This is a genomic window from Paenibacillus validus NBRC 15382, assembly GCF_004000985.1.
Taxonomy (GTDB): Bacteria; Bacillota; Bacilli; order Paenibacillales; family NBRC-103111; genus Paenibacillus_G; species Paenibacillus_G validus.
The window spans coordinates 117,221-138,281 of record NZ_BIMH01000009.1 but is presented as its reverse complement, the minus strand read 5'-3'; the positions used below and the strand labels follow the sequence as shown (position 1 = coordinate 138,281).

The following is a 21,061-nucleotide window of genomic DNA, read 5'->3' as shown; positions in this document are numbered from 1 at the left end:
ACTCTGCGTGCCCAGTGGCACGCATCTTCTAACCGGTGAAAGTCCGGTCACGGGAGGGGCCAAGCCCCCGTGTAGCTTTCTGCCCTTTACTCTAATGCCGGCAACCGGCAGCCCTTCTACAACCGCTCGGCGGCTTATCGCCTGAGCGGTTTTTGCATCCTCTCCACCCCTGCCTCTAAAGAAAAGTCCATGCTGAAAAAAAGAAAAATCCATTTCAGTACCTGTAGATTCATGCAACAATATGGAACGATAATGATTATCATTTTCGAGGGAATGACACATGAGAATAAGATACCTGCTCCCAACGCTTATCGTTTTATCGTTCTGTTCCGTCTTCATCGGGGTCAAAGACATTTCGCCGCTTGATCTGTTCCGCTTAACGGAGGCGCAAGCGCAAGTGCTTGCGATCAGCCGGATTCCGCGGTTGATCAGCCTCATCATCGCCGGGGTAAGCATGAGCATTATCGGTCTCATTATGCAGCAGCTTAGCCGTAATAAATTCGTCTCGCCGACGACGGCCGGCACGGAAGATTCCGCAAGGCTCGGCATTCTGGTCGCCATGCTCCTGTTTGCCTCGGCCAGTCCGATTGTGAAGATGCTCGTCGCGTTCGTGTTCGCGCTGGCCGGCACTTTGATTTTCATGAAAATATTGGACAAAGTGAAATACAAGGATGCGATCTTCATTCCGCTCGTCGGGCTCATGTTCGGCAGCATCGTCGGTTCGCTCACCACCTTCTTCGCCTACAAGTACGATCTGATTCAGAGCATGAACGCTTGGCTGCACGGCGATTTCTCGATGGTGATGAAAGGACGCTATGAGCTGTTGTACATCAGCATCCCGCTTGTCATCGTCGCTTACCTGTTCGCGGACCGGTTCACGGTGGCCGGCATGGGCGAAGAGTTTTCCGTCAATCTGGGGCTGAATTACAAGCAGGTCGTCAATATCGGCTTGGTGCTTGTTGCGCTGGTTACTTCCGTCGTCATTCTAACCGTAGGCATGATTCCATTCCTCGGCCTGATTATCCCGAACATCGTGACGATGTTTCAAGGCGATCATCTGCGCAAAAGCTTGTTCTCGACGGCGCTGCTCGGCGCGGTGTTCGTCATGTTCTGCGACGTGCTCGGCCGCATTCTCATTTATCCGTTCGAAATTCCGATCGGCCTGACAGTCGGCGTTATCGGCAGCGGCATTTTTCTTTATTTACTTCTGAGAAGAAAGGCGCATGAACAACATGAAGGCTAAGCTAGGGATTCTCGCTGCGTTGACCGTCGCGCTGATCGTGACATTCATGGTCATCCAGTCCGGCGGCAACTGGGACTACGTGCTGCCCAAACGCGGCGTCAAAATCGCAGCCATCGTACTGACCGGGGGTTCGATCGCTCTCTCGACGATGGTGTTCCAGACGATTACGAACAACCGCATCCTGACGCCGAGCATCCTGGGCCTCGATTCGCTGTACTTGCTGATGCAAACGTTCGTCGTGTTCGCGTTCGGCGCATCCACCTTGACGATGATGAGCAAGCATTCGCATTTTCTGCTGTCGATCGGGCTGATGGTGCTGTTCTCCGGCGTGCTGTATAAGCTGGTGTTGAAGCGGGAAGGGCGAAACATTTACTTTTTGCTGCTGATCGGCATTATTTTCGGCACGCTGTTTACGAGCTTCACCTCCTTCATGCAAGTGCTGATCGACCCGAACGAGTTCATGATCGTGCAGGACCGCATGTTCGCCAGCTTTAACCGGATGAACACGGACTTGCTGTGGCTGGCGATCCTTCTGCTGGCGCTCACGACTGCTTATTTTACGAAATTCGCCAAATATTTGGATGTGCTGTCGCTCGGACGCGACCATGCGGTTAACCTGGGGATCGATTACGATCATGTGGTCAAAAGGCTGCTGATCGTCGTAGCCATTCTCGTCTCCGTCTCGACCGCGCTTGTCGGACCGATTACCTTCCTCGGCCTGCTTGTTGCGAACGTCGCGCATGAGTTTCTCCGCACGTACCGCCATCGGTATTTGATTCTAGGCTCCACGCTGATCAGCATCATCGCTTTGGTAGGCGGCCAGCTGCTGGTGGAGAGAGTATTCACGTTCTCTACCACGATCAGCGTCATGATTAACCTGGTCGGCGGCATTTACTTTATCTATCTTCTATTAAAGGAGAATAAAAAGTGGTAGAAGTCAAGAAGGTTTCGAAACGGTACGGAAACAAAGCCGTCGTTGATAACGTATCCGTCAAGATCGCCAAAGGAAAAATCACTTCGTTCATCGGTCCGAACGGCGCCGGCAAGAGCACCCTGCTCTCCATGGTGAGCCGTCTCCTTACGAAGGACAGCGGCGAGGTCTATATCGACGGCCGGGAAATCGGGCAGTGGCGAACCGGCGATTTGGCGAAAAAAATTTCGATTCTGAAGCAAACGAACCATATCAACCTCCGTTTAACCGTACGGGAGCTGGTTAGCTTCGGCCGCTTTCCTTACTCGCAGGGCAAGCTGACGAAAGAAGACAATCGTCATGTCGACGAGGCGATCGCTTACATGGATCTAGCGGACATGCAGAACAAATATCTCGATCAATTGAGCGGCGGTCAGCGGCAGCGGGCCCACATCGCGATGGTGCTGGCGCAGAACACCGAGTACATCCTGCTCGACGAGCCTCTGAACAATCTCGATATGAAGCATTCCGTACAAATTATGAAGGTGCTGCGGCGTATGGTGGAGGAGCTGGGCAAGACGATCGTGCTGGTCATTCATGACATCAATTTCGCCTCCTGTTACTCGGACTATATCGTAGCGCTGAAGGACGGCCGCGTCGTGAAGGAAGGGCCGACCGAAGAGATCATCGACACCGCGGTACTGAAGCATGTGTATGAGATGGACATCCCGATCGAGCAGATCGATGGGCAGCGTATATGCGTTTATTTCGCTTAAATAATAAAATGATTCTCATCATTTTATATATAAAAAATTTATTGAGGTGAGCAAATTGAGAAGAAAGTTGTCCATGTTTGTACTTGTTGTGATGATGGCGGTATTTGCCGTCGCGTGCGGAACGAACGGTTCGTCAAACGCCGGCGAAGCGGCCAAAACGACCGGGTCGGAGCCGGCTAAGGCGCCGGCAGTCGAAGAGCTGACGATCAAACATCAGCTCGGCGAAACGAAGCTGAAGAAAAATCCGAAGAAGGTCGTGGTGTTCGACTTCGGCGTTCTGGATTCCCTCGATAAGCTCGGCGTCGAAGTGACGGGCGTGCCGCAAGCGAACATCCCGCCTTACCTGGAGAAGTATAAAGATGCGGCGAAGTATAAGAACGTCGGCAGCTTGACCGAGCCGGATTTCGAGAAAATCAACGCGATCGGCCCCGATCTGATTCTCATCTCCGGACGGCAGCAGGCCGCTTATGCCGAGCTTTCGAAGATCGCGCCAACGGTGTTTGTGGGCGTCGATAACAAGCGTTACATGGATTCGTTCACGGAGAACATGAAGACGCTCGGAAATGTGTTCGACAAGCAGGCAGCTGTGGATCAAGAGCTCGCGAAAGTGAACGAGACGGTGAAGAAAGTGAAAGACGTTGCATCGGCCAGCGGCAAGAATGCGCTGATCGTACTGGCTACCGGCGGTAAATTGAGCGCATACGGCCCAGGCTCCCGTTTCGGACTCATTCATGACGTGCTCGGCTTCAAAGCGGTGGACGACAAGATCGATTCTTCGACGCCGCACGGCCAAAGCATTTCACCGGAATTCATCGCCGAGAAAAATCCGGACTACTTGTTCGTCGTCGACCGCGATGCGGCAATTGCTTCAGGTAACGCGGCCGCCAAGCAGGTGGTTGAGAACGAGCTGGTGAAAAATACGAAAGCGTTCAAGGATGGTAATATCGTGTACCTCGATCCGAACTACTGGTACTTGTCGGGCGGCGGGTTGGTCTCCGTTGCAGGCATGGTGCAAGAGGTGGAGAAAGGCTTGAAGTAATTGGATTGGAAGGCCGAGGCCGGGACTAGCTCCCGGCCTCTTTGGCATGTGCGGAAGTGCCGGAAATGTTCGGTGCGGAGACGATTTTGTTGAACTGCGCTGCGGACGAGCGGGTGGGTGTTCGGACGGATTGTGGAGCCGGCAGGCGCGGATAATAAGAAGGTAATTTTTGGCTGGGAATGGGTGAATCATGGTACAATGAATAAGACTGGCGCTTATCGGCGCGAGCCCGCCAGGAGCAGGTTCAGCAGTACGCGAAGGCGTCGGCCATCAAGCTTTCGGCCGGCGCGTTGGAGCGCATCGAATGCCATTTGAAATAACGGAGGGGAACCGAGTGAATTATCGTCAATTGGGAGATACCGGACTGAGGGTCAGCGAAATCAGCTTTGGCACATGGGCCATCGGCGGAAGCTGGGGTCAGAAGGACGACAAAGAGTCTATACGGGGCTTGGAGCGCGCGATGGAAGCGGGCGTCAACTTCTTCGATACGGCGGATGTGTACGGCGGCGGACACGCGGAGGAACTGCTCGCGCAAGCGACTCGCGGCCGGGAAGACGACATCCACATCGCGACGAAATTTTGCCGCGCCGGCGACATCCACGATCCGGCTACTTACTCGGAGCAATCGGTTCGCGCTTACTGTGAGAACAGCTTAAAACGGCTGCGCCGCGAGCGGATCGATCTGTATCAGATTCACTGTCCGCCGCTGGCCGTGCTGCAGGACGGTCAGGTGTTCGAAGTGCTGCGCCAGCTGCAGCAGGAAGGAAAAATCCGCCACTTCGGCGTCAGCGTCGAAACGGTGGAGGAAGGCTTGTTCTGTCTGAGCGTCCCCGGCGTCAAAGCGCTGCAAGTCATCTTCAACCTGTTCCGCCAGAAGCCGGCCGAAGTGCTGTTCCCGCAAGCGAAGCAAGCGGGCGTAGGCATCCTGGCGCGACTTCCGCTTGCGAGCGGTCTGCTGACCGGCAAATTTACGGAGAGCAGCACATTCGAGGCGGACGATCACCGCAGCTTCAACGCGAACGGCGAGCAGTTCAACGTTGGTGAAACATTCGCCGGCCTGCCGTTCGACAAGGGCGTAGCGCTGTCCCGGAAGCTCGCATGGATCGCGGAAGGACGCGGGAATATGGCGCGGGCTTCCATGCGCTGGATTCTTGAGAATCCGAACGTCACTTGCGTCATTCCGGGCTTTAAGAACGTACGGCAGGTGGAGGACAATCTCGGCGCTTCGGGCGCAAGGCCTTTTTCGAAGGAGGAGCTTGCGCGCCTGCGCGCCTTCTACGAGCAGGAAGTCCATGCGTTTATTCGCGGAGCTTACTAAACCGGATACACCAAGCTTTAGCCATGACTGAAACCGGAAACCGGAGTCTTCTCCGGGTACAGCAAGCAACCGTCCGCGATCCGGGCGGTTGCTTGCTGTAGGGGGGACTGGGCTATGGTGTCCGCCGGCTGCTTGATCGCCTGCTGGTCTTCGTCGGTCATGCAGTACATAGGAATGCCGCCATGCGGGATCTCGATGCCGGGAGACCGTTCGGCATTTCGCCCGCTTGCGGACAGGAACAGTGCCCGTCTATCGCGGGAACGACCTCAGGGCTGCCGGGGATGCAGCCGTCGTCGCCAAATAGCTTGGCTTGTCCGCGCGCTTTGGCATACAATAGAAGGATTCAATCCGAAGGGGAGTGAGCAGATGCGGTATTTGGAAAATGAACGACGGTACGAGACGATGGTTTACAATCGGAGCGGGGCTAGCGGGTTAAAGCTTCCGGCGATATCCTTGGGCCTGTGGCACAATTTCGGAGGCGGTGACAGCTACGAGAACGGACGCGCGATGGTGCGCCGGGCGTTCGATCTCGGGATTACGCATTTTGATTTGGCCAACAATTACGGGCCGCCGGCCGGTTCGGCGGAGGAAACCTTCGGGCGGATTTTGAAGCAAGATATCGGGCATCTGCGGGATGAAATGGTCATCTCGACCAAAGCCGGTTATTACATGTGGCCGGGGCCTTACGGCGACTGGGGGTCCAGGAAGTATTTGATTTCCAGCCTCGATCAAAGCTTGAAAAGGCTGAACCTGGACTACGTCGATATCTTCTACCATCACCGGCCGGACCCCGAGACACCGTTGGAAGAAACGATGGCCGCGTTGGACCTTGTTGTTCGTCAGGGGAAGGCGTTATACGTGGCGCTTTCCAATTACTCCCCGGAACAGACACGGCAAGCGTCCGCGATCTTGAAGTCGCTGGGTACGCCCTGCTTGATTCATCAAGTGCGGTATTCGATGCTGGAGCGTAAGATCGAGGAAGGTCTGCTGGACGTGCTGGAGGAAGAGCGGATCGGCTGCATCGCGTTCTCGCCGCTTGCCAAGGGGATGCTGACGGACCGCTACTTCCAAGGCATCCCCGCGGATTCCAGAGCCGCCGGGGCTAGTATCTTCTTGAAGCCGGAAGAGCTGACCGAAGCGGTGATGGCGAAGACGCGCCAGCTGAACGAGCTTGCCGGTCGGCGCGGGCAAAAGCTGTCGCAAATGGCGCTCGCTTGGGTGCTTCGCGGTGGAAAGGTAACCTCCGCCTTGATCGGCGCGAGCAGAGTCAGCCAAATCGATGACGCAGTCGGTACGCTTGCCAATATGGCTTTTACGGACGAGGAGCTTCAGCAGATAGACAATATCTTGAAAGGCTAAAATCGAAAACGCCCTCCGAACGTTCACTGAACGGTCGGAGGGCGAAGTCGTGTTATGGCCTGTGATGCCATTCACCGGACATCCACGCGCTTGCTTTCCAGCGAAGCACGTCCGGTGTGGCCAGATGCGCGATTTCCTTCAAAAATTCGAGCTGTTCGATGTCGGACATCGGCTGGAAGCTCCGGGCGACGCTTAAGTTTCGTTCCAGCTGCTCCATCGTTTCCATGCCGACAATTGCGGTCGAGATCGGCAGCGAAAGCGTATAACGAAGCGCTTGTTCGTACCAAGGCGCCAGCTTGCCGAGGGCGAACACCTTCATGCCGATGACCGCGACGCCCTTCTCCTGCGCTTTGGGGAGAAATTCGTGAGCAAAGCTGTAGATGAGATGGTCCGCCGCAGATAGCGCGACAAGCGCGCTATCGAACGGAAACCGCTCAATCGCTTCGAGCTGGACACGCGGATTCGTGTGTCCGCTGATGCTGAGCTTGCCGACGAGCCCTTGTTCTTTCGCTTCCCGAAGCGCTTCGAGTGCGCCGCCCTTGGCGAAGCATTGCTCCAGCTCTTCGAACGTCATGATGTTATGAAGGCGCCATTCGTCGACGCGGTCCGTTTGCAGCCGCTTCAAGCTAGCCTCCAGAAGCTTCCAGGAGCCGTCGCGGGTGCGGTCGTTCGTTTTGGTTGCGACCCACACCTCACTGCGGCGATGCTTCAGTACGAGGCCAAGCCGCTCTTCGGACTGCCCGTTGGAGTAGCGCGGCGCCGTATCGAAGTAGGTGATGCCCTCGTCGATGGCACGGTTAATGATGCGAACCGCTTCTTCTTCCGTGCAGCCGTGTTCGTCCACTATGCGCTGCGCGCCGAAGCTGAGGAGCGGAAACCGTCGTCCGGTCGCTCCGAAATCCCGTTGTTCCAAGCGTACTCACTCCTTCAATTATTTTGAAAAAAATGGGTGTTGTCCGTATGCTATCCTATCTTCTTCGAGAAAGCAACAGGGGAGAGGGGAAATGCTTGGATGCGCGCGGATGTTTACATGATTTCCCAAAATGACCGATTGACAGCGAAAATATGACCGTTTATAATCGTTATATATATAAAACGATCACAAACGATCGATTTTGTGATCGAATCGTCCACAAACAAGCAAACGGAGGGCGAACCCATTGTTCGGAGAAGAAAGAAAAAATAATATTTTATCGTTAGTGGAAGAGAAAAAAAGCGTCGATGTGCAGGAATTATGCGAATTGTATCAAGTTTCCGAATCCACGATCCGCCGGGACTTGCGGGAGATGGAGGAGGCCGGGCTGCTGAAGCGTACGCACGGAGGCGCTATATCCGTGAAAAGCGTCATGTTCGAGCCGTCTTTCTCGGAGAAAGAAATTTCCCGCACCGCTGAGAAGAAAGCCATTGCGGCGAAGGCGGCGGAGATGATTCGCAACGGCGACACGATATTGCTTGATGCAGGCACGACGACGTACTACATGTTTCGCGAATTGGAAGCGTTTCAGAAGTTGACGGTTGTGACCAACTCGATCATTTTGCCTCAAGACGTCAACCTGCCTCTCGGCATCGAGCTCATTGTCCTGGGCGGCGCTTACCGCGCTGGCGTCATGTCGCTCGTTGGTCCGTTCGCCGAAAGATGCCTCGACATGATCAAGGTTGACAAAGCGTTCATGGCGACCAACGGCATGGATTTGAAGGAAGGACTGACGACGCCGAACTTGATGGAAGCGGATATTAAGCGCAAAATGATTCGCCGCGCGGACCGCGTCATTCTGCTTAGCGACAGCAGTAAAGCGAATCAGGTCAGCTTCTCGCGTTTCGCCGATTGGAGCGACATCGACGTCTGTATTACCGATGCCGGAATGCCCGGTGAATTCATGGAGGCATTAACGGCGCGGGGGATCGAGGTTTATGCGGTTGAGGCCGGGAAGGAGCTCGGAGATGGGTAGACAACAGGTGGTAACGGTCACATTAAATCCGTCGATGGACAAAACGGTGCTATTACCCTCCCTCCAGGTCGGAGGCTTGAACCGAGCTGAAGAAATTCGGCTTGATCCCGGCGGCAAAGGGATTAACGTGGCGCGCATTTTGCAAAGCTTTCAGGTTCGCGTGACCGCGGCCGGATTTCTGGCAGGTACGCTTGGCTCGCGCATCAGGCGGGAGCTGGAGGGAATCGGCATCCGCACGGAATTCGTTGAGGTGGCTGGGGAAACGCGCACGAACATGAAGCTGGTGGACACCTGGAAGCGGGTCACGACGGAGATTAATGAGCCGGGCTTCGACATCGCTCCTGAAGCGTTGAAAGCGCTGAATCAAAATTTGGAAGCGCTGCTCGCGGAAACGGAAGTGATGGTGCTGGGAGGCAGCCTGCCTAAAGGCGTCGATACGCAGATCTATTACGATTACATCAGGACGGCGCACCGCTTCGGCGTCAAGACGATTCTGGATGCGGACGGCGAGGCGTTGGCTGCGGGGATCGAAGCCATCCCGTATGCGGTGAAGCCCAATCAGTTCGAGCTTGAGCAGCTGGTGGGCGCAAAGCTGGAGACGGATCGCGATATCGTCGAAGCCGGACGTTCCCTGCTGAACCGGGGCATCCGGGTTGTGCTCGTCTCGATGGGCGCGCAGGGCGCGATCGTCATGAATGAAACGGAAACGTACCGCGTCCGTCCGTTCCCGATCGAGGCACTCAGCACGGTCGGAGCCGGAGATTCAATGGTGGCCGTCATGGCGCACGCGCTGCTCGCAGACCGTCCGCTCCCGGAGCTGGCGCGCTGGAGTGCGGCGGCTGGGACGTTAACCGCAAGCAAGCCGGGAACGCAGGTAAGCACCTTCGAAGAAATTGAAAGGCATGTGAATCAGGTACAGCTTCAAGCTCTGTAAGGAAACGAAGTTATATCTTGAAGGGGGATCTCCTATGAAAAAATTGTTGGCGGTTACTTCATGCCCTACCGGAATTGCCCACACGTATATGGCTGCTGAGTCTTTGCTCAAAACGGCCGCAGAGAAAGGCGTGGAGTTGAAGGTTGAGAAACGCGGCGCGCTTGGCGTGGAGGACGAAATCACCGAGCAGGAAATCGCAGCGGCGCATGCGATTATCATCGCGGCGGATACGGACGTGGAGGAATCGCGTTTCGCCGGCAAGCCGGTCGTGAAGGCGGGCGTTGCCGAAGGCATCAAAAATCCGATCGGTCTTATCGAGGAAGCACTTTCGATGCAGGCCGTATCGCCAAGCGCTGCGGCAGGCGGCGCCGACTATGCCGCAAAGGTCGAGCGGGCGAAGCAGGAGCGCAGCGCGAAGCGTACAGGCTTTTACAAGCACCTGATGACGGGCGTATCCAATATGCTGCCGCTCGTCGTTGCAGGCGGGATTATTATCGCGCTGTCGTTCATATTCGGCATCAACGCTTTTAAGGAAGAAGGAACGCTGGCTGCAGCGCTGATGAGCATCGGCGGCGGCGCGGCATTCGCTTTGATGGTACCGGTTCTGTCGGGCTTTATCGCCTTCTCTATTGCCGACCGGGTCGGCCTGGCGCCAGGCCTTGTCGGTGGCATGCTGGCCAGTCAGCTCGGCGCGGGTTTCTTGGGGGGGATTATTGCCGGTTTCCTAGCCGGATACATCGCCCAGTGGCTGAAGACGGCTGTTAAACTGCCGAAGACGCTTGAAGGCGTCAAACCGATTCTGATTATTCCGGTCTTATCTACGCTTATCGTTGGCTTGCTTATGATTTACGTAATTGGAACGCCGGTTAAATCGATTATGGACGCTTTAACGCAATGGTTAACCGCCATGAACTCGACCAACGCCGTTTTCCTTGGGCTGCTGCTTGGGGCTATGATGGCCTTCGATATGGGCGGACCGGTTAACAAAGCAGCTTACACGTTTGCCGTAGGTTTGCTGGCGAGCCAAGTATACGGCCCGATGGCGGCGGTCATGGCAGCGGGTATGACACCGCCGCTCGGCTTATGGCTGGCGACGCTGATCGCGAAGAACAAGTTCACGAAGGAAGAGTGCGATGCGGGTAAAGTAGCTTCCGTCATGGGCATTTCCTTCATTACCGAAGGCGCGATCCCGTTCGCGGCAGCCGATCCGCTGCGTGTCATCCCTTCGATTATGCTTGGCTCGGCGGTAACAGGAGCACTGTCGATGGTGTTCGGCGCGACGCTGCAGGCGCCGCACGGCGGAATTTTCGTCCTTGCGATTCCGAACGCCGTAACGCATTTGGCGGCTTATACCGCAGCGATCGCCGTCGGTACGGTGATCACCGCAGTTTCGGTCATGATGTTGAAGAAGAAAGTCGCTTAACTTTAACTTTTAATTACCAGGAGGAACCTACAAATGAGTGCAAACGCAAACGACTTGATTCAAACCCAGACGATCGTCCTTGACATGAACGCGACAAGCCGCCAAGACTGCCTGGAACAGCTGGCCGCCCGCATGGAAGCCGGGCAATACGTGACCGACCGGGCGCTGTTTCTTGCCGATGTGGAGGCGCGGGAGCAGCATGCGTCGACGGCAATCGGCTTCGGCGTAGCGATTCCGCACGGCAAATCGGCGGGTGTCGTGAAGCCGGGGCTGGCATTCGCCCGGCTATCCCGGCCGCTCGATTGGAACGCGCTTGACGGGCAGCCGGTGTCACTGATCATCCTGCTGGCGATTCCGCAGGCCGAAGCGGGCAAAGAGCATCTGCGCGTTCTGGCGTCGATCTCACGGAAGCTGATTCACGAAAGCTTCCGCAACGAACTGAGCGAAGCGAAGACCGAGGAAGACGTGCTGCGTACTTTGGAAAGCGCGCTCTCTTAAGAAAGCGATAAAGATCACACCGTAAGAAGAACCAGGTGGAGAGGAGTTTCACCCTATGCAATCAAGAATACTTACGATTATCAATGAAGAGGGCATGCATTTGCGTCCGGCGCAAACGCTGGCCGATGCGGCCATACAATTTGAATCGGATATTTTTCTGGAGACGGAAGGCGGCATGGAAGCGAACTTGAAGAGCGTGCTCGGCATTATTGCGCTCGGGCTGGAGAAAGGCGCTGAAGTCAAGCTGTCGGCCGACGGGCCGGACGAGGAGAAGGCGGCGGACGAAATCGCCCGCTTGTTCGAGTCGGGGTTCGGTGAGTAGGATGGGCGAATTACGCATTCAAGGCATTGGCGTTTCGGAAGGTATCCGCTTCGGCCGTGCATTCGTTTATGCGCTGGCCGGAGAGGGGCGGGCCGCTTACGCGGAGCGGATCGAGCCGGACCAGGTGCCCGCGGAGCTTGAGCGGTTGGAGCAGGCGAAGCGGCAATCGGTTGCCGAGCTGGAAGCGATCATCGCGAAGTCGGAGCTGACGCTGGGCAAAGAGAAGAGCGCGATCATTCAAGGGCAGAAGAGCTTTTTGAGCGATCCGGCGTTTTATGGTGAAATCGTCAGTCAGGTTAAGCGCAAGCAGGCATCGCCGGAGAAAGCCGTCGAGACGGTTGTCGCCCAGCTTAGTGCGGTGTTTGAGAAAATGAACAATGCGTACGTGAAAGAACGCATTCACGATATTAAAGACGTGGCGGAACGGCTGATGTCGCATCTTCAGCAAGTGTCGTACCCGGATTTGTCGTTTATTCAAGAACCGGTCATCCTGGTCGCCGAAGATTTGACGCCTTCGGTTACGGTGCAGCTCGACAAACGAACCGTGCTCGGATTTGTCACCCGTATCGGGGGCCAAACGACCCATACGGCAATCTTGTCCCGCTCGCTCGGCATTCCGGCGGTTGTCGGCACAGGAGAGGCGTTCGCCGCCTTGAAGCATGGCGACGAGCTGATCCTGGACGGCACGGAAGGCGTCTGCATCGTGTGTCCCGATGCCGCGACGACCGCAAGCTACCGTGAGAAGTTCGAGCAAGAGCAGGCTGCAGCCGAGAAGCTGTCCGCATATCGCGGGCTTCCGGCCCGCACGGCGGACGGCACCACAGTGGAGCTGGCGGTTAACGTAGGCATGCCGGAAGAGATGCGCGAAGGGATCGCGGAAGAAGCGGACGGCGTCGGCTTGTTCCGGACCGAATTTCTGTTCATGCACGCGGACGGCTTTCCGGACGAAGAGGATCAGTTTCGTGTCTACCGGGGGATGGTGGAGCAGTGGAATGGCAAGCCGGTCGTCATTCGGACGCTGGACATCGGCGGAGATAAGGAGCTGTCCTACTGGGACCTGCCGCACGAGGACAATCCGTTCCTCGGTATGCGGGCGATCCGGCTGTGCCTGCACGAACGCGAGCTGTTTAAGACGCAGCTGCGGGCGATTATCCGCGCCAGCGCGTTCGGCTGCGTGAAGATCATGTTCCCAATGGTGTCCTCGATGCAGGAGTTTCGGGAGGCAAAGGCGCTGGCCTTGCAGGCGATGCAGGAGCTGAAGGCGGCTGGAATCGCCTATGACGAGAAGCTTGAGCTTGGCATCATGGCTGAAATTCCTTCCGTCATTCAACTTGCGGACCGGTTCGCCAAGGAAGTCGATTTCTTCAGCATCGGCACGAACGATCTGGTGCAGTATACGTTGGCCGTCGACCGGATGAACGAGAAAGTCGCGCACTTGTACGATTATTTCCATCCGGCGGTGCTGCGCTCCATCCGCAGCTTGATCGACGCTGCGCACCGCGAAGGCAAGCGGGTCGGCATGTGCGGCTCGATGGCCGGGGATCCGCTTGCCGCCCCGCTGCTTCTGGCCATGGGCTTGGACGAGTGGAGCATGGACGCGGCGTCCGTCGCCAAGCAAAAGTTCGCATTGTCCCGGCTTCACGCCGAGGAGTGCCGCGCCCTGCTGGAGCGGGCTATCGACAGCGACACGGCTGCGGAAGTACGCGGGCAGGCGAAGGATTTCTACGAGACGAAGTTCGGGGCCGAGGAGCAGCGCCAGCCGGGTTAGGCGGAGTCGGAAGGGCTGGGCGGCGCATGCAGGGTGGGCGTCGCAAAGCTTGAAGGAGCTGCAGATTGGCCCGCCCGATGCGGTATTTTGCGGTAAAAAACAGCAAACGTCTGCCGGTGAGAATAGGAATGCGTGTACATCATGATTTGTAATTCGATTCCAGAGCGGTGTCCGGCGAGCATGCAGCGTGCGAGCGGCATGCTGTTTGCCGGAAGCGAGGCACCGCTTGCAGGACCTGAACAGCTGGTCCACGTCAAAAACGCCGTTCCTTCGCCAATTTGGCGGAGGGGCGGCGTTTTTGGCATGGCGGCATACGTTACCCGATCTTCAGTGCGAATAGAGCATCCTCGTTCAGCTATTTGGTGCGGAGGCGCTGCTACTCCCAAGTCGCCTTCATCTTCGAGAAAAAGTGCCCGATCGCCATCGATGCGGCGCCGAGCGCGGACGATGCCATGCCGAGCTGCGAGTAGGCGACGGAGGTGTGCTTGCGGTGGAACGCGAGACTGCGCGTGTCCAGCGACTCGTGGATGCTATCGGCGATCCATTCGCTCGCCAGCGACATCCGGTTGCCGATCACGATCAGCGCGGGATTGAACACGTTGACGAGGTTGGCGATCCCGATGCCGAGCCAATGTCCCGTGTCCGCGAACAGCTCGCGCACCCCGGTCACGTCCTGTTTGGCCGCCGCCAGCAGCGCGTGCAAGCGGGGCGTTGGCTCGTCGCCCAGCCGGAGCTTATTCGCTTGAAGCAGCAGCGCCTTCTCCGAGGCGAACGTCTCCCAGCAGCCGCGGTTGCCGCAGCCGCAGCGGGGCCCGTCCTGCGCGAGCATCATATGCCCGACTTCGCCGGAGAACCCGGATACACCGCGGTACAACGCGTCGTTCAGTATGATGCCGGCGCCGATCCCGATGCCGACGCTGATATAGAGCAGGTTCGAGACGGCGCGACCGGCGCCGAATTCTTTTTCCCCAAGCGCCCCGGCGTTAGCTTCGTTATCGATGGACACCTCCAGGCCGAATTCCGCCTGCAGCATGTCGCGCAGCGGCACGTTCTCCCAGCCGAGGTTCGGGGCGGACAGCACCCGCCCTTGATCGTCGACAAGTCCGGGCACGCCAACGCCGATGCCGACGATGCCGTAAGGCGAGGGAGGCGCCTTTCTGATCAGACCGTGGATCGTCCTCTTCAGCTTGTCCGTCACGGCTTCCACCTCGAGATCGGCGAGCTCGATCTTCTTCTCCTTGACGATCGCGCCGCTCAGATCCGTGATCATCGCGAGGATGTAGTTGACCCCGAGATCGACGCCGATCGCATAACCGGCTTGCTGGTTGAACAGCAGCATCATGGGCTTGCGGCCGCCGCTCGATTCGCCGAGACCGGTTTCGGTAACGAAGTGCGCTTCGATCAATTCGCTCACAAGCCCCGAGACCGTCGCTTTGTTCAAACCGGTTTTGGCCGAAATGTCGGCGCGCGAAATCGGAAACTCGCGCCGGATCGTATCGAGCACGATATAGGTGTTTATTTTTTTGATAAGCTGATGATCACCGGTAATTTTCATACGAACTCCTTACGAACTTGTTGTCGATTTTCTCCATCATACCACGTTTTCACAAAAATAAAACATCAACTTACTTTGTTTACTAGACAAACTAAGTTGAGCATGTTAGGATAAAGGAAAGCGTTGCCAATTCATCTCCAACCGATAAGGAGGACTTATCCATGGCTTATTTTAATACGGTGAATCGCATTCAGTTTGAAGGCAAACAGTCCCGGAATCCGCTCGCATTCAAGCACTATAACAAGTCGGAAGTCGTGCTCGGGAAGACGCAGGAGGAGCATCTTCGCTTCGCAGTGGCCTATTGGCACACGATGACCGGCGGCGGCAGCGACCCGTTCGGCGCGGATACGGCGATTCGGCCGTGGAACGGGTACAGCGGGCTTGACCTCGCGAAAGTCCGCGTTGAAGCGGCATTCGAATTTTTCACGAAAATCGATGCCCCGTACTTCTGCTTCCATGATCGCGATATTGCGCCGGAAGGCCATTCGTTGAAGGAAACGAACGAGAACCTCGACGTCATTGTAGCGCAAATCAAAGAACACATGAAAACGAGCGGCGTGAAGCTGCTGTGGAACACGGCGAACATGTTCTCGAACCCGCGTTTCGTTCACGGGGCGGCGACGACGTCCAATGCGGAAGTGTATGCCTATGCGGCTGCTCAAGTGAAAAAAGGTCTGGAAACCGCCGTGGAGCTCGGCGCTGAAAACTACGTGTTCTGGGGCGGACGCGAAGGGTACGAGTCGCTGCTCAATACGAACCTGGAGCTGGAGCTCGACAACCTGGCGAGGTTCTACCATATGGCGATTGCGTATGCGAAGGAAATCGGCTTTACCGGCCAATTCCTGATCGAGCCGAAGCCGAAGGAGCCTTCCAAGCACCAGTACGATTACGATGCGGCGACGTCCATCGCGTTCCTGCAGAAGTACGGCCTGGATCGACACTTCAAGCTGAACCTCGAAGCGAACCACGCCACACTGGCCGGCCACACCTTCGAGCATGAGCTGCGCGTCGCGCGCATCAACGGTATGCTCGGTTCGATCGATGCCAACCAGGGCGACCTGCTGCTCGGCTGGGATACCGACGAGTTCCCGACAGACTTGTACGCCGTAACGTTAGCGATGTACGAAATTCTCAAGAACGGCGGACTCGGCTCCGGCGGCGTCAATTTCGACGCGAAGGTGAGAAGATCGTCGTTCGAGCCGGAGGATTTGTTCCACGCGCATATTGCGGGCATGGATACGTTCGCCAAAGGGTTGAAGGTGGCGGCGAAATTGATCGAGGACGGCTTCTTCGAGAACATCGTCAGCGAACGTTACAGCTCGTTCCAAAGCGGTATCGGCCTCGACATCGTGAACGGTACGACGGACTTCCGCAAGCTGGAGCAATACGCGCTCGCCCAAGACCGCATCCGCAACAAATCCGGCAAGCTGGAGCTCATCAAAGCGCAGCTGAACGAGTACCTGTTCTCGGTGTAAGCAGCGGTATACTAGAATGAAGAATAACGAAAGCAAGGGACTGCTGCAGTCCCTTTTTTCTCGAATAACGGGGAGGATTCCAGCATGAGCTATGTAATCGGCATCGATTTGGGTACCGGTTCGGTCAAATCGCTGCTTGTCGATCAGAAGGGCATGATTTGCGGCGAAGCGTCGAGAACCTATCCGCTGCAGCATGAGCAGCCGGGGTACAGCGAGCAGCACCCGGAAGATTGGGTGACGCAAACGCTGGGCACGCTGCGCGAGCTGCTCCAGACGAGCGGCGTTCAGCCGGAGCAGGTGGAGGGAATCAGCTTCTCCGGGCAAATGCACGGGCTGGTGCTGCTCGACGGACAAGGTCAAGTGCTGCGTCCGGCGATCTTGTGGAACGATACGCGCACGACCCCGCAATGCCGGGCGATTGAAGCAAAACTGGGGTCCAGGCTGCTCGATATTACGAAAAATGCGGCGCTTGAAGGCTTTACGCTGCCCAAATTGTTATGGGTGCAGGAGCACGAGCCGGAGCTGTTCGCCAAGGCTGCGGTTTTCCTGCTGCCGAAAGATTATTTGCGTTACCGGCTGACCGGCAAGCTGCACATGGATATAACCGACGCGGCGGGCACGCTGCTGCTCGATGTGATCGGCAAACGGTGGAGTACCGACATTTGCGAAGCGTTCGGCCTTGATCCGAAGCTGTGTCCGCCGCTTGCCGAAGCGATGGAGCATGTCGGCGGCCTGCTGCCGGAAATAGCCGGTCAAACCGGGCTTGCGGCGTCGACGAAGGTGTTCGCCGGCGGCGCGGACAATGCATGCGGTGCGGTAGGCGCAGGCATTGTCGGTAAAGGCGCGACGCTGTGCAGCATCGGGACGTCCGGCGTGATCCTCGCCTATGAGGAGCGGGAGCAGGACTTTGCGGGCGCTTTGCACTTCTTTAACCATGCGCAGCCGGAAGGCTTCTATGCGATGGGCGTGACGCTGGCGGCCGGTTACAGTCTGGATTGGTTCAAGAAGACGATAGCGCCGGACGAAAGCTTTGATTCCTTCTTGTCGCTTGTCGCGGAGGTGCCGGCCGGTGCGGGCGGCTTGCTGTTTACCCCTTATCTGGTCGGCGAGCGCACGCCGCATGCCGACGCGGTCATCCGCGGCAGCTTCGTCGGGCTGGACGGCTCGCATCGCCGGGAGCACCTGACCCGCGCGGTGATGGAAGGAATAACGTTCTCGCTGAATGAGTCGCTCGAACGGTTCCGGGCGGCGGGCATGGCGGTGGAGACGATCGTTTCGATTGGCGGCGGCGCGAAGAACGACGTGTGGCTGCAGATGCAGGCGGACATCTTCGGCGCGCCGGTTGTGAAGCTGAAGAACGAGCAGGGTCCGGCGCTGGGCGCGGCAATGCTGGCCGCCGTCGGCTGCGGCTGGTTCGCATCCTTAAGCGAATGCGCGGCATCGTTCGTTGCGTATGATCGCCGCTTCGAGCCGATTCCGGCGAACGTGGAGACGTATCGCGGGTTGTTCGAGATTTACAAAAGCGTGTATGCGCACACTCGGGAAATGAACGAGCGCCTCCGGGCATACCGGTAAACGTTTATTTTGAGTTCCTCCCCGAACCGTCTATAATGGAATGGAAATGACTAATGGGGAGGAGTCCTTGATATGCAGTCTCCGAATCGCGATTTGGTGCAATATTACGTCGTCAATGAAGAACTGTCGATGTCTGCGGGGAAGATTGCCGCACAGGTCGCGCATGCGGCGACCACGATGACCCTGCACGTGCTGCTTCAAGATCAAGGCTCTCACGAAACGTACCAGGCATGGCTGAATCAAGGGCAGAAAAAAATCGTGTTAAAAGGAAGCGAGCGGGAGCTGCTGCGCCTAACGGACGAAGGTTATTTGTCCATTCGGGACGCGGGTCATACGGAAGTGCCTTCCGGCTCGTTAACCGTCGTTGTTCTGCCCCCGATGGAGAAAAGCATTGCCGGGCAGAGCGTATCCGGACTCAAGTTGTTATAACGGGCGCTTATGGCCGTTGAGAAAGGAGAACCGAAAGAGATGACCGAGCCGATTGCATTGGTATTTGCCCATCCCGACGATGAAACGTTCCTAAGCGCCGCCTTGATCCGGCGACTGGCTGATGAAGGGAACGCCCCGGTGCTGCTGCTTGCTACGAAGGGAGACGCCGGGAAAAAGAACGGCGCGTTCGCTCACTTGAGCAACGAGGAGCTTGCCGAGCTGCGCGAGGCGGAGATGAGCCGGGCGGCCGAAATTCTGGGGCTGTCCGCGGTGGAGCATCTCGCGTATCCCGACGGTAAGCTGCAGGAGGCGGACGAAGCGGAGTTCGTTCGGCGCGTCGCCGGGTTTCTGAACCGGCACCGTTCGCCGGTCGTCGTGACGTTCCCCGAAGACGGAGGCAACTACCACCCCGATCATATGGCGATCTCGCGCATTGCGACGAAGGCGGTGCTGGACGGATGGTGCCCGCACGTAGAGAAGCTGTATTATATTTTGTCGGCTCCGCTTGCCGAGAAAGGCGTTCAGCCCGCGTTTCGTCTCGATACGGAGCCGTATTGGCCGGTGAAGGCGGCAGCCTTGCGCGCACACGATTCGCAAGCTCTGGCGATCGAGCGGTATTTCGGGCCGCTGGACGCATTCCCCGAGCAGCGCCGCTACGAGGCGTTCGTGTTGGCGTGGGAGCGGGGCGAAGCATGGCCGAAGCGGACGGAGACGTGGATCACGGATCGTCTGAACTCATAATCTCAGATTCAAGGAGAAATCCCCCCATGACGCTTAGGGATGAGCGAATTCGGGGGATTTTGTGCGTTGCAATCAGGTATTGACTTCGAGTTGACTCTAACTTGTATGATCGGTTCATCCAATCAGGAAGGGAAGGATGAACGATGAATCAAAGAGTGATCGTGACGGCTTACGGAGAAGCCGACGTCTTGCGGTTGATGGATGAACCCTTGCAGGCTCCGGCATCCGGCGAGGTGCTGATTCGAGTGGAAGCCGCAGGCGTGGCGCTTGGCGATGTGATGCGGCGAAAAGGCGTTTATCCCGGAGGGCCAAAGCCTCCTTTTACCCCAGGCTACGACGGCGTCGGCCGAATTGAAGCTGTAGGGGAGGGGGTGTCCGGTTTACGTGCGGGAGAGCGGGTGGCCTTTTGCTTGGACGGTACCGGCGCCTATTCCAGGTATGTAAGAGTTCGCGAGCAGGATGCGATTCCTGTCCCGGCATCCATAGACCCTTATGAAGCCGTTTGCCTCGTGCTGAATTATGTGACGGCTTATCAGCTGCTGCATCGCGCCGTGAAGAAGGAGGGTATGCGCCGCATCCTTGTTCATGGCGCTGCCGGCGGGGTCGGGACGGCGCTGCTGGAGCTGGGACGAGTGCTTGGACTCACGATGATCGGGACGGCCTCCGAGCCGAAATTAGCGTCGGTCCGCGGTTACGGCGCCATGGGAATCGATTACCGGTCGGAAGATTTCGTACAAGCCGTGCTTGAACGGTACCCGGACGGGGTGGATGCTGTTTTCGACCCGATCGGGGGGGACAATTGGCGGCGATCCGCTCAAACGTTAAGACCGGGCGGTGCTTTAGTTGGTTTTGGCTTCACCTCCGTCTTAACGGCCGGACCGGATGCCGAAGCTGCGTCCCGGCTCCGGGGGGACTGGTCCCGGCTTTCCCAGGGGCAATGGTACAGTGAGAAGCCGGTGCTGGCCTCCGCTTACAGCGTCACGCAATGGAAAAGAGAGCATCCGTCGTGGTTCCGGCTGGACCTGCAAGCGCTGCTGCAGCTGTTGTCCGAGGGCCGGATCAAGCCGGTCGTCCATGCTGTGATCCCGCTGCAGGAGGCGGCCGAGGCCCACCGTCTTATTGAATCCTCCCGCACAATCGGTAAAATAATAGTAGACTGCTTGTGAGGATAGATAGGGCAGCCGTGAAGGAGGCTACAAGATGCTGACGGTGGGGGAAGCTGCGGAGCGCTTAGGCATTACCGCTTATACGCTTCGTTATTATGAGAAAATCCGGCTGCTGCCTGAGCCGGCCCGGCGCGGACCGGGCAAAGCCCGGCTATATTCGGAAGAGGATTTGCGCTTTATCCGCTTTCTGTTGAGCTTGAAGGACACCGGCATGTCTTTGGCGCATATCGCCATTTTCGTCAAGGACGGCTGCTTGCTGGATCGGGCTCCATCGGGGAACGAGGATCTCACGGACGCCGTAACGAATCGCCTGGACATTCTGCAGCAGCATTACACCGAGCTGGAGGCGCAGCAGGCTAAGCTATCGGAGATCATGGCCCTGACCAGAGAGAAGATTGAATTTTATTCAGATGTGCTTATTTCACGAGGCGAAAAGTTTAGAGGATCAGGAGAGCAACATCTGAACTGAGCCTTTGTATGGAGAAGCCTATGTATTCGTGAGCAATAACAGGCATTCAGGCAATGGGCTGCCAGGGGCGGCCGGTTGCTTTTTTCTTTGCTTTTATACGCGGATCGTGTGA

21 protein-coding genes are annotated in these 21,061 nt (G+C 57.2%); 18 read left to right on the top strand and 3 right to left on the bottom strand.

The features are described from left to right. The first annotated feature begins 280 nt into the window (after positions 1 to 280). The 5 genes from PVA01S_RS09250 (at position 281) to PVA01S_RS09230 (ending at position 5,286) form a co-directional block, all read left to right on the top strand. Entirely contained in the window at positions 281 to 1,243 is a 963-nt protein-coding gene (locus PVA01S_RS09250) for an ABC transporter permease (RefSeq protein ID WP_127607035.1), read from the top strand. Further along, positions 1,233 to 2,177, top strand: coding sequence for an iron chelate uptake ABC transporter family permease subunit (locus PVA01S_RS09245; RefSeq protein WP_280531813.1), 945 nt, complete (start codon positions 1,233 to 1,235; stop codon positions 2,175 to 2,177). Before PVA01S_RS09250 ends, PVA01S_RS09245 begins: the two co-directional genes overlap by 11 nt. Next, entirely contained in the window at positions 2,171 to 2,929 is a 759-nt protein-coding gene (locus PVA01S_RS09240) for an iron ABC transporter ATP-binding protein (RefSeq protein ID WP_127607031.1), read from the top strand. Before PVA01S_RS09245 ends, PVA01S_RS09240 begins: the two co-directional genes overlap by 7 nt. A gap of 73 nt (positions 2,930 to 3,002) precedes the next feature. Beyond that, positions 3,003 to 3,968: a siderophore ABC transporter substrate-binding protein gene (locus PVA01S_RS09235; RefSeq protein ID WP_127607029.1), complete on the top strand. Its 966-nt coding sequence runs from the start codon at positions 3,003 to 3,005 to the stop codon at positions 3,966 to 3,968. 334 nt (positions 3,969 to 4,302) lie between these two features. Next, entirely contained in the window at positions 4,303 to 5,286 is a 984-nt protein-coding gene (locus tag PVA01S_RS09230; RefSeq protein WP_127607028.1) for an aldo/keto reductase, read from the top strand. A 17-nt stretch (positions 5,287 to 5,303) separates the two neighbouring features. Here the strand turns inward: PVA01S_RS09230 and PVA01S_RS26540 are convergent, their stop codons facing one another. Next, on the bottom strand, positions 5,304 to 5,456 hold the full coding sequence (locus PVA01S_RS26540) for a hypothetical protein (RefSeq protein WP_155613865.1): 153 nt from the start codon (positions 5,454 to 5,456) through the stop codon (positions 5,304 to 5,306). A 196-nt stretch (positions 5,457 to 5,652) separates the two neighbouring features. Between PVA01S_RS26540 and PVA01S_RS09225 the strand changes: the two genes are divergently transcribed. After that, positions 5,653 to 6,645: an aldo/keto reductase gene (locus PVA01S_RS09225; protein ID WP_054797510.1), complete on the top strand. Its 993-nt coding sequence runs from the start codon at positions 5,653 to 5,655 to the stop codon at positions 6,643 to 6,645. 52 nt (positions 6,646 to 6,697) lie between these two features. Here the strand turns inward: PVA01S_RS09225 and PVA01S_RS09220 are convergent, their stop codons facing one another. Further along, positions 6,698 to 7,558, bottom strand: coding sequence for an aldo/keto reductase (locus tag PVA01S_RS09220; protein WP_127607026.1), 861 nt, complete (start codon positions 7,556 to 7,558; stop codon positions 6,698 to 6,700). Between the two features lie 247 nt (positions 7,559 to 7,805). Between PVA01S_RS09220 and PVA01S_RS09215 the strand changes: the two genes are divergently transcribed. From PVA01S_RS09215 to ptsP, 6 genes are read left to right on the top strand one after another with little or no spacing between them, the layout of a single operon-like run. Continuing rightward, a complete protein-coding gene (locus PVA01S_RS09215; protein WP_127607024.1) occupies positions 7,806 to 8,594 on the top strand; it encodes a DeoR/GlpR family DNA-binding transcription regulator in 789 nt (262 codons plus the stop codon). Beyond that, the gene (pfkB, locus tag PVA01S_RS09210; RefSeq protein WP_127607022.1) at positions 8,587 to 9,528 is read left to right on the top strand and encodes a 1-phosphofructokinase; all 942 of its coding nucleotides are present in this window, start codon (positions 8,587 to 8,589) and stop codon (positions 9,526 to 9,528) included. The genes PVA01S_RS09215 and pfkB overlap by 8 nt, the downstream gene beginning before the upstream one ends. Positions 9,529 to 9,562: 34 nt before the next feature. Next, on the top strand, positions 9,563 to 10,951 hold the full coding sequence (locus tag PVA01S_RS09205) for a PTS fructose transporter subunit IIC (protein WP_127607020.1): 1,389 nt from the start codon (positions 9,563 to 9,565) through the stop codon (positions 10,949 to 10,951). Between the two features lie 33 nt (positions 10,952 to 10,984). Then, a complete protein-coding gene (locus PVA01S_RS09200; RefSeq protein ID WP_127607018.1) occupies positions 10,985 to 11,449 on the top strand; it encodes a PTS sugar transporter subunit IIA in 465 nt (154 codons plus the stop codon). Between the two features lie 55 nt (positions 11,450 to 11,504). Beyond that, entirely contained in the window at positions 11,505 to 11,771 is a 267-nt protein-coding gene (locus tag PVA01S_RS09195) for an HPr family phosphocarrier protein (protein WP_054797513.1), read from the top strand. A 1-nt stretch (position 11,772) separates the two neighbouring features. Then, a complete protein-coding gene (gene ptsP / locus PVA01S_RS09190; RefSeq protein ID WP_127607016.1) occupies positions 11,773 to 13,539 on the top strand; it encodes a phosphoenolpyruvate--protein phosphotransferase in 1,767 nt (588 codons plus the stop codon). Positions 13,540 to 13,915: 376 nt separating this feature from the next. Here ptsP and PVA01S_RS09185 read toward each other — a convergent pair whose 3' ends face one another. Continuing rightward, on the bottom strand, positions 13,916 to 15,094 hold the full coding sequence (locus PVA01S_RS09185) for an ROK family transcriptional regulator (RefSeq protein ID WP_127607014.1): 1,179 nt from the start codon (positions 15,092 to 15,094) through the stop codon (positions 13,916 to 13,918). A 161-nt stretch (positions 15,095 to 15,255) separates the two neighbouring features. Between PVA01S_RS09185 and xylA the strand changes: the two genes are divergently transcribed. The 6 genes from xylA (at position 15,256) to PVA01S_RS09155 (ending at position 20,949) form a co-directional block, all read left to right on the top strand. Then, entirely contained in the window at positions 15,256 to 16,569 is a 1,314-nt protein-coding gene (gene xylA, locus PVA01S_RS09180) for a xylose isomerase (protein WP_127607012.1), read from the top strand. Between the two features lie 84 nt (positions 16,570 to 16,653). Then, entirely contained in the window at positions 16,654 to 18,144 is a 1,491-nt protein-coding gene (gene xylB / locus PVA01S_RS09175; RefSeq protein ID WP_127607010.1) for a xylulokinase, read from the top strand. A gap of 72 nt (positions 18,145 to 18,216) precedes the next feature. Continuing rightward, positions 18,217 to 18,573, top strand: a complete 357-nt coding sequence (locus PVA01S_RS09170; RefSeq protein ID WP_127607008.1) for an aminoacyl-tRNA hydrolase — start codon at positions 18,217 to 18,219, stop codon at positions 18,571 to 18,573. Positions 18,574 to 18,612: 39 nt separating this feature from the next. Further along, positions 18,613 to 19,314: a PIG-L deacetylase family protein gene (locus PVA01S_RS09165; RefSeq protein ID WP_127607007.1), complete on the top strand. Its 702-nt coding sequence runs from the start codon at positions 18,613 to 18,615 to the stop codon at positions 19,312 to 19,314. Between the two features lie 143 nt (positions 19,315 to 19,457). Beyond that, complete coding sequence (locus tag PVA01S_RS09160) at positions 19,458 to 20,480, top strand: medium chain dehydrogenase/reductase family protein (protein WP_127607005.1); 1,023 nt, start codon at positions 19,458 to 19,460, stop codon at positions 20,478 to 20,480. A gap of 34 nt (positions 20,481 to 20,514) precedes the next feature. After that, positions 20,515 to 20,949 (top strand): MerR family transcriptional regulator, encoded by a 435-nt coding sequence (locus PVA01S_RS09155; protein WP_054797518.1) that lies wholly within the window; start codon positions 20,515 to 20,517, stop codon positions 20,947 to 20,949. Positions 20,950 to 21,061: the final 112 nt, after the last annotated feature.